Below are 7936 nucleotides of genomic sequence, written 5' to 3'. Positions count from 1 at the left end.
GCGCCCTCCGCCAGGACCAGTCCGGTGTCGATCCCGGCCGGGATCTTGATCCGGGCGTGCGCGCGCCAGGTGGCGAGCGGGTCCGACCACGCCTCCACCGTGTAGGTCCAGCGGCCCGGTTCGCCCGCCGTGACCGTGGCACCCCAGCGGTCGGTGCCCGGGGCGAGTTCCCGCATCGGCGTCCAGGGCCCGGGCCGGCCCGCCGGGTCCCGCAGCACGACGTTCGCCGCGACGGCGTCGTGGCCCTCCCGGAACACGGTCGCGGTGACCTCGAAGGACTCCCCGGTCACGGCCTTGGCGGGCCTGCGGCCGTGCTGGACCACCGGGCGTACGTCGAGGATGGGGATCCGGCCCAGGGCGGTGACGGGCGGCTGCGCGGTGACGGACCGTTCCGCGGCCGCGGTGACGGGCCGTTCCGTGGCCGCCGGGGCGGGCGTGTGGGCAGGCGTCCCCCCCTTCCCGCCCGTCGGCTTCCTTCCTGCTGCCTTGGCCTTGCTGCTTGTCGTGTGTGGTGACGAGTGGTGCCTGGCGGGCATGACCGCTCCTGTCCGCTGCAACGTGGGTATGGGCGGATGGACGTGGGGAGTGGGTCCTGCGGTGTGCGGTGGTACGCCTGTGGGGTGGATACCGAAGAGCCTTCCCTCCGGGTTCGGGTGGGCAATCCGGCACTGTGTTAACTACTCATGCGTACGGCCGCGCACAAGACCGTTCCCCCTTTTTTCCAGGTGCCCGGGGAACGGCGGCTGACGCACCGACACCCCCGGCCGGTACGTCCCCACCGACCGCGCGGTAACCACTACCGTCGATGGAGACGACGAGACGCACGGCTCCGTGCGGCTCACCCCGCGACGCGTCCCGAGGTGGAATGTGAAGGCGATCCGTCGGTTCACCGTCCGTCCCGTTCTCCCCGAGCCGCTCCGGCCGCTGAGCGACCTGGCGCGCAATCTGCGCTGGTCCTGGCATGCGGAGACGCGCGATCTGTTCCAGTCCGTCGACCCCGAGGCGTGGGCCGCGGCCGGGGGCGACCCGGTGCGGCTGCTGGGCCGGGTCCGCCCGGCCCGGCTGGCCGAACTGGCCGGCGACCGGCGGTTCCTACGCCGCCTGACCGCCGTCGCCGACGACCTCGACGACTATCTGACCGGTGAACGCTGGTACCAGACCCAGGCGGACGGCCTGCCCGCCGCCATCGCCTACTTCTCCCCGGAGTTCGGCATCACGGCCGCCCTCCCGCAGTACTCCGGCGGCCTCGGCATCCTGGCCGGCGACCACCTGAAGGCGGCCAGCGATCTCGGCGTCCCGCTGATCGGCGTCGGACTCCTCTACCGGCACGGCTACTTCCGCCAGACCCTCTCCCGGGACGGCTGGCAGCAGGAGCACTACCCGGTGCTCGACCCCCACGAACTGCCGCTCACCCAGCTGAAGGAGCCCGACACCACCCCCGCGCACGTCCGTCTCGCCCTGCCCGGCGGCAAGGAGCTGCGCGCCCGGATCTGGCTGGCCCAGGTCGGCCGGGTGCCGCTGCTGCTGCTCGACTCGGACGTGGAGGAGAACGACCTCGGCGAACGCGGCGTCACCGACCGGCTCTACGGCGGCGGCAGCGAACACCGGCTGCTCCAGGAGATGCTGCTCGGGATAGGAGGGGTGCGGGCGGTGCGGACCTACTGCCGGCTCACCGGGCACCCGGTGCCGGAGGTGTTCCACACCAACGAGGGGCACGCCGGGTTCCTCGGCCTGGAGCGGATCGCCGAACTCTGCGCGGACGGACTGGACTTCGACGCGGCGCTGGAGGCGGTGCGGGCCGGCACCGTGTTCACCACGCACACCCCGGTCCCGGCCGGCATCGACCGCTTCGACCGGGACCTGGTCGGCCGGCACTTCGGCCCCGACGCCGAACTGCCCGGCATCGACGTGCGCCGGGTGCTGGAGCTGGGCCGCGAGACGTACCCGGAGGGCGAGCCGAACCTGTTCAACATGGCGGTGATGGGACTGCGGCTGGCCAAGCGCGCCAACGGGGTGTCGCTGCTGCACGGCCGGGTCAGCCGGGAGATGTTCGCGGGCCTGTGGCCGGGATTCGACGCCGAGGAGGTGCCGATCACCTCGGTGACCAACGGGGTGCACGCCCCGACCTGGGTGGCGCCGGAGGTGCTGCGGCTGGCCACCCGGCAGGTCGGCGCCCAGCGGGCCGAGGACGCGCTGAGCGTCGGCGGCTCCGAGCGCTGGGACTCGGTCGCGGACATCCCCGACCAGGACATCTGGGAGCTGCGCCGCGTCCTGCGGGAACGGCTGGTGCTGGAGGTACGGGAGCGACTGCGCGCGTCGTGGCGGCAACGCGGCGCCGGAGACGCGGAGTTGGGCTGGATCGACGGCGTCCTGGACCCGGACGTGCTCACGATCGGCTTCGCGCGCCGGGTCCCGTCGTACAAGCGGCTGACGCTGATGCTCCGGGACCGCGACCGCCTCACCGAGCTGCTCCTGCACCCCGACCGTCCGGTGCAGATCGTGGTCGCGGGCAAGGCGCACCCGGCGGACGACGGCGGCAAGCGGCTGGTGCAGGAGCTGGTCCGGTTCACCGACGACCCGCGGGTGCGCCACCGCATCGTCTTCCTCCCCGACTACGGCATGGCGATGGCGCAGCGGCTCTACCCCGGCTGCGACGTCTGGCTGAACAACCCGCTGCGGCCGCTGGAGGCGTGCGGTACGTCGGGCATGAAGGCAGCCCTGAACGGCTGCCTGAACCTCTCGGTGCTGGACGGCTGGTGGGACGAGTGGTTCCAGCCGGACTTCGGCTGGGCCATCCCGACGGCGGACGGCGCCGGGACCGACCCCGACCGGCGGGACGACATCGAGGCGGCGGCCCTGTACGACCTGCTGGAGCAGCGGATCGCGCCCCGCTTCTACGAACGCGGGCGCGCGGGCCTGCCCGACCGCTGGATCCAGATGGTCCGCCGGACCCTCTCCCTGCTCGGCCCCAAGGTGCTGGCCGGCCGCATGGTCCGCGAGTACGTGGACCGCCTGTACGCCCCCGCCGCCCGCGCCCACCGCGCGCTGAGCCCGGACACCGCACGGGACCTGGCCGGCTGGAAGGCGCGGGTGCGCGCGGCCTGGCCCGGGGTGAGCGTGGACCACGTGGAGGCGACGGCGACGACGCCCACGGCGGAACTGGGCACGACGGTGGGCCTGCGGGTCCGGGTGGCCCTCGGTGAGCTGACCCCCGACGACGTGGAGGTCCAGGCGGTGTCGGGCCGGGTGGACGAACAGGACCGCATCACGGACGCCACGGTTGTCCCGCTGAAGCCGGCCGGCACCGCCGACCTGGAGGGCCGCGTCCTCTACGAGGGCCCCCTGTCCCTGGACCGCACCGGCCCCTACGGCTACACGATCCGCATCCTCCCCACCCATCCCCTGCTGGCCTCCCCCGCGGAAACGGGCCTGGTGACGGTCCCGTCGGAGGAGGTGGTGGAGGGGGTGGGGATGGTGTTGCGGTGAGGTGGGACGGGGGCGCGCGGCCACGGAACCGGCGCCCCCTCGACTCGCGCTCCCGGCCCCCGGATCACGGTTGCGGCTGGTCCTCGCACAGGCGTTTGAGGACCGTTCCGCAGCGGCGGGCGTAGGCGTGCTGGAGGCCTCTGGTGGCCGGGCCGCCGGCTTTCGCGTACCACTTGGCCGGTTTGCTGAAGGCGGACACCGTGAGCCAGACCGTGCCGTCGCCGGTGCGGTCGACGACGAAGGCCTCCTCGCCGCACTCGGGGTGGCCTTCGAGGGTGCCGTAGGCCCAGCCGGCGCGGCGGGTCTCCTGCGCGGTCCATATGATGCGGCAGGGTGCCTTGACGACGCCGGCCAGGGTGACCGTGACGTCGACGCCGGGGGCCGCGCGGTCGGCGGTGGCGTCGATGCCGACGCCCAGCGCGCGGTGCATCTCCCAGGTGAGGACCGCCTCGGCGGCTCGCAGGAACACCGCGTGACCCTCGCCGAGGCGGGTGCGCACGAGCAGGGGGCGGTAGCCGGGCGGGCAGAAGGCCGGATCGTCGCGGGTCGCACCGACCGGCTCGTAGGTGAAGGTCGCCGAGGACATGGGTCACAAGGGTAGGGCGGCACCCGGGACGCGCTGGTCCCGGGTGCCGCCCTGTCGTGCCGGTCCGGCAGGTGCTAGTTGACGTTGACGGCGGACCAGGCCGCCGCGACCGCCTTGTACTCGGTGCTGGTGGAGCCGTACAGCGCGGACGCCGCGTTCAGGGTCGCCGTGCGGGCGGCCTTGTAGTTGGTCGTCGACGTCATGTACGTGGTCAGCGCCTTGTACCAGATCTGCAGCGCCTTGGCGCGGCCGATGCCGGTGACGGTGGAGCCGTTGTACGTCGGCGAGTTGTAGGTGACGCCGTTGATCGTCTTCGAACCGCTGCCCTCCGAGAGGAGGTAGAAGAAGTGGTTCGCGACGCCGGACGAGTAGTGGACGTCCTTGTTGCCGACCGTGGAGGACCAGTAGTCGGCCGAGCCGCCGTCCTTGCTGGGCTTGTCCATGTAGCGCAGCGGGGTGCCGTCGCCGTTGATGTCGATCTTCTCGCCGATGAGGTAGTCACCGGGGTCGGACGCGTTGTTGGCGAAGAACTCCACGCCGGTGCCGAAGATGTCGCTGGTGGCCTCGTTCAGGCCGCCGGACTCACCGGAGTAGTTGAGGCCCGCGGTGTTGGAGGTGACGCCGTGGCTCATCTCGTGGCCGGCCACGTCCAGGGAGGTCAGCGGGTCGGCGTTGGCGGAGCCGTCGCCGTAGGTCATGCAGAAGCAGCTGTCGTCCCAGAACGCGTTGACGTACGCGTTGCCGTAGTGCACGCGGGAGTAGGCGCCGACACCGTCGTTCTTGATGCCGTTGCGGCCGAAGGTGCTCTTGTAGAAGTCCCAGGTCACCGCCGCGCCGTAGGCGGCGTCGGCGGCCGCGGTCTGGTCCGAGGAGGAGGTGGAGGCGGTGCCGGTGCCGAAGACGTTGGTCGAGTTGGCCACCAGGGTGCCGGTACCGGACGTCTTGCGGGCCAGGTTGTACGTCTTGTGGTTGCCCCGCGCGCTGTCGGTGAGCTGGTAGGTCGAGCCCGACTGCACGGAGTTGAGGGTGACCGTGCCGGAGTACAGCGTCTTTCCGGTCGCGTTCTCGATGCCCTGGTACTCGAAGAGCTTCTTGCCGGTGGCCGCGTCGGTGATGACGTGCAGCTGGTTCGGGGTGCCGTCGTCCTGGAAGCCGCCGACGACCGTCTCGTAGGCGAGGACGGGCTTGCCGGAGCCGGCCCAGATGACCTTGCGGGCGCCGTCCGCGGCGGTCTTGGCGGAGCCGAGCGACTTGGCGGTGGACACCGCCTGCTGCTCGGCCTTGGCGGCGGTGATCCGCGGCGTGAGCGAGGCCGGCTTCAGGGCCGCGGGGTTGGCCTTGGTGACGCCCTCGGTCTTGCCGGACTTGGCCGTGTGGACGATCAGGTCGCCGCCGAGCACCGGCAGGCCCGCGTAGGTGCGCTCGTAGCGGGTGTGCAGGGTGCCGTCGGCGTCCTTGACGACGTCCTTGGCGACCAGCTTCTCCTGGGCGCCGAGGCCTATGTGCCGGGCCGTCTCGGCGGCGCCGGACTGGGCCTGCCGGACCAGGGAGGTGCGGGCCGCGGCGGACAGCGCGGTCGGGGCGGCGGCCAGGGGCTTGGCGGCGGCGGCTCCGGTCGGGGTCTGCGCGCTCGCACTGGTGGTCAGACCGGTGGAGAGCAGGGCTCCGGCGGCGACAGCGGTGGCGATGGCCAGGGTGGTGCGCTTGTGACGCGCGTAGAGGGGGCTCACGAAAGCTCCTTCTCGTGGGGGAGACCGGTCAGCGTGGGGTCACTGGTCGGCGTGTGTGGCGTTGTGAAGTTGCTGTGCTGCTGCGGCGGGTGGAGAGAGAGTGACATCAAGGGCGCGTACATGTCAGGACCCTGAAGTGATGTTGGCCGAAAATCGACCAACTGTTGAACATTGCGAGGGTGTTAACGGGCGCCGCCCGAGGGGGTCGGACCCCCGGGCAACGCCGTCAACTCGGGCTTAACGCCTTGTGGTTTACGGGAAGGTCAGCTTCCAGCCGTTGATCGTTCCCGTGTCGTAGGTGGCTTGATCCTGTACCCGCAGCTTCCAGGTCCCGTTGGCCGGTTCCGCCGCCGCGTTGACCGTGTAGGTCTCGTTGACGCCGTCCCCCGAGTCCGAGGCGCTGTAGTCCTTCAGCCGGTAGGCGGTGCCCGACGGGCCGACGAGGTCGATCACCAGGTCGCCCCGCCAGGTGTGCGCGATGTCCACGCTCACCTGGAGGTTGCCCGGCGCGTTCCCGGTCCGGCCGGAGACGGTGATGTCCGAGGTGACGGCCGGCCCGTTGTCCGGGATGGACACCGGCGTGCTGCTCTCGTACGACGTGCCGCCGCCCCCGCCACCGCCGCCGGAGCGGGCCCCGACCCCGACGCCCGCCCAGGCGTCCTGCACCGCCTTGTACTCGGCGCTGGTGGTTCCGTACAGCTCGCCGGCCGCCGCGAGGGTGCCGGTGCGGGCGCCCGCGTAGTTGGTGGTGGACGTCCACTTGGTGCTCAGCGCCCGGTACCAGATCTGCAGCGCCTTGTCCCGGCCGATGCCGGTGACCGGAAGGCCGTCCGCGGTGGGCGAGTTGTAGCTGACGCCGTTGACGACCTTGGCGCCGCTGCCCTCGCTCAGCAGGTAGAAGAAGTGGTTCGCCGGGCCGGACGAGTAGTGCACGTCCACGCCGCCGATGCCCGAGTACCAGTTGTCCTTGGACGCGCCGTCCTTGCTGGGCTTGTCCATGTAGCGCAGCGGGGTGCCGTTGCCGTTGATGTCGATCTTCTCGCCGACCAGGTAGTCCCCGGCGTCGGTGGAGTTGTTCGCGTAGAACTCCACGCCCGCGGCCATGATGTCGCTGGTCGCCTCGTTCAGACCGCCGGACTCGCCGCTGTAGTTGAGGTTCGCGGTGGCCGAGGTGACACCGTGGCTCATCTCGTGGCCGGCGACGTCGATCGACGTCAGCGGCTTGGTGTTGCCGGAGCCGTCGCCGTAGGTCATGCAGAAGCAGCTGTCGGTCCAGAACGCGTTGACGTACGCGTTGCCGTAGTGCACGCGGGAGTAGGCGCCGACGCCGTTGTTCTTGATGCCGGTACGGCCGAAGGTGTCCTTGTAGAAGTCCCAGGTGAGCTGGGCGCCGTAGTGGGCGTCCGCGCCCGCGGTGGCCGCGTTGGAGCTGGTGCCGTTGCCCCAGGTGTCCGAGGACTGCGAGAACAGCGTGCCGGTGCCGGAGGTGCCGCGGTTGAGGTTGTACGTCTTGTGGCCGCCGCGCGCCCCGTCGGTGAGGGTGTACGTCGAACCCGACTGGGTCGTGGTCAGCGCGACCTGCCCGCTGTACTGGGTGTTGCCGACGCCGGTCTTGACGCCCTGGTACTCGTACAGCTTCTTGCCGGTGGCCGCGTCGCTGATGACGTGCAGCTCGTTGGGCGTGCCGTCCTCCTGGAGCCCGCCGACCACCGTCTCGTACGCCAGCACCGGCTTGCCGGTCGCGGCCCAGATCACCTTGCGGACGCTGTCCGCCGCCGGCTTGGTCCCGCCGAGCGCCTTCGCCCGTCCCACGGCCTGCCGCTCGACGGCCGTCCTCGACACCGTGGGGGTCAGCCCGGCGACCTTCAGCGTGGCGTTGGTGGCCCGCACCACCTCCATGGTCTTGCCCGCGGAGTCGGTGGCCACGACCAGGTCGCCGCCGAGCACCGGCAGGCCCGCGTAGGTGCGCTCGTAGCGGGTGTGCAGGGTGCCGTCGGCGTCCTTGACGACGTCCTTGACGACCAGCTTCTCCTGGTCTCCCAGGCCCAGTCGGCGGGCGGTGGCGGACCGGCCCGCGTCGGCGTGCCGGATCAGTTCGGCACGCTGCGAGGGGGTCAGCCCGACGGCGGCCCTG

General features: G+C 71.5%; 5 protein-coding genes. 1 reads left to right on the top strand and 4 read right to left on the bottom strand.

Going from position 1 to position 7936, the window contains the following annotated elements; all coding sequences use genetic code 11:
• A partial coding sequence (locus H5J33_RS16285; RefSeq protein ID WP_181795628.1) for a maltotransferase domain-containing protein occupies positions 1-536 on the bottom strand: 536 nt, incomplete at its 3' end.
• 331 nt (positions 537-867) lie between these two features.
• Here H5J33_RS16285 and H5J33_RS16280 point away from each other — a divergent pair.
• On the top strand, positions 868-3486 hold the full coding sequence (locus tag H5J33_RS16280) for a glycosyltransferase family 1 protein (protein ID WP_181795627.1): 2619 nt from the start codon (positions 868-870) through the stop codon (positions 3484-3486).
• Positions 3487-3550: 64 nt separating this feature from the next.
• On the opposite strand, the gene H5J33_RS16275 is transcribed toward H5J33_RS16280, so the two are convergent.
• The 3 genes from H5J33_RS16275 to H5J33_RS16265 form a co-directional block, all read right to left on the bottom strand.
• Complete coding sequence (locus H5J33_RS16275; protein ID WP_181795626.1) at positions 3551-4072, bottom strand: DUF1990 domain-containing protein; 522 nt, start codon at positions 4070-4072, stop codon at positions 3551-3553.
• Positions 4073-4146: 74 nt separating this feature from the next.
• Positions 4147-5802, bottom strand: a complete 1656-nt coding sequence (locus H5J33_RS16270) for a M4 family metallopeptidase (protein WP_181795625.1) — start codon at positions 5800-5802, stop codon at positions 4147-4149.
• Positions 5803-6054: 252 nt separating this feature from the next.
• A partial coding sequence (locus tag H5J33_RS16265) for a M4 family metallopeptidase (RefSeq protein WP_181795624.1) occupies positions 6055-7936 on the bottom strand: 1882 nt, incomplete at its 5' end.

Origin of the sequence: Streptomyces sp. WELS2 (genome assembly GCF_013870595.1) — a bacterium.
Classification (GTDB): Bacteria; Actinomycetota; Actinomycetes; order Streptomycetales; family Streptomycetaceae; genus Streptomyces.
The sequence above is the reverse complement of the archived record's forward strand: the minus strand, read 5'-3'. Positions and strand labels throughout refer to the sequence as shown.

Bases quoted from the DNA above. Each gene is read 5' to 3' on its own strand.
- H5J33_RS16275 (WP_181795626.1), bottom strand. From the start codon at position 4,072: ATGTCCTCGGCGACCTTCACCTACGAGCCGGTCGGTGCGACCCGCGAC.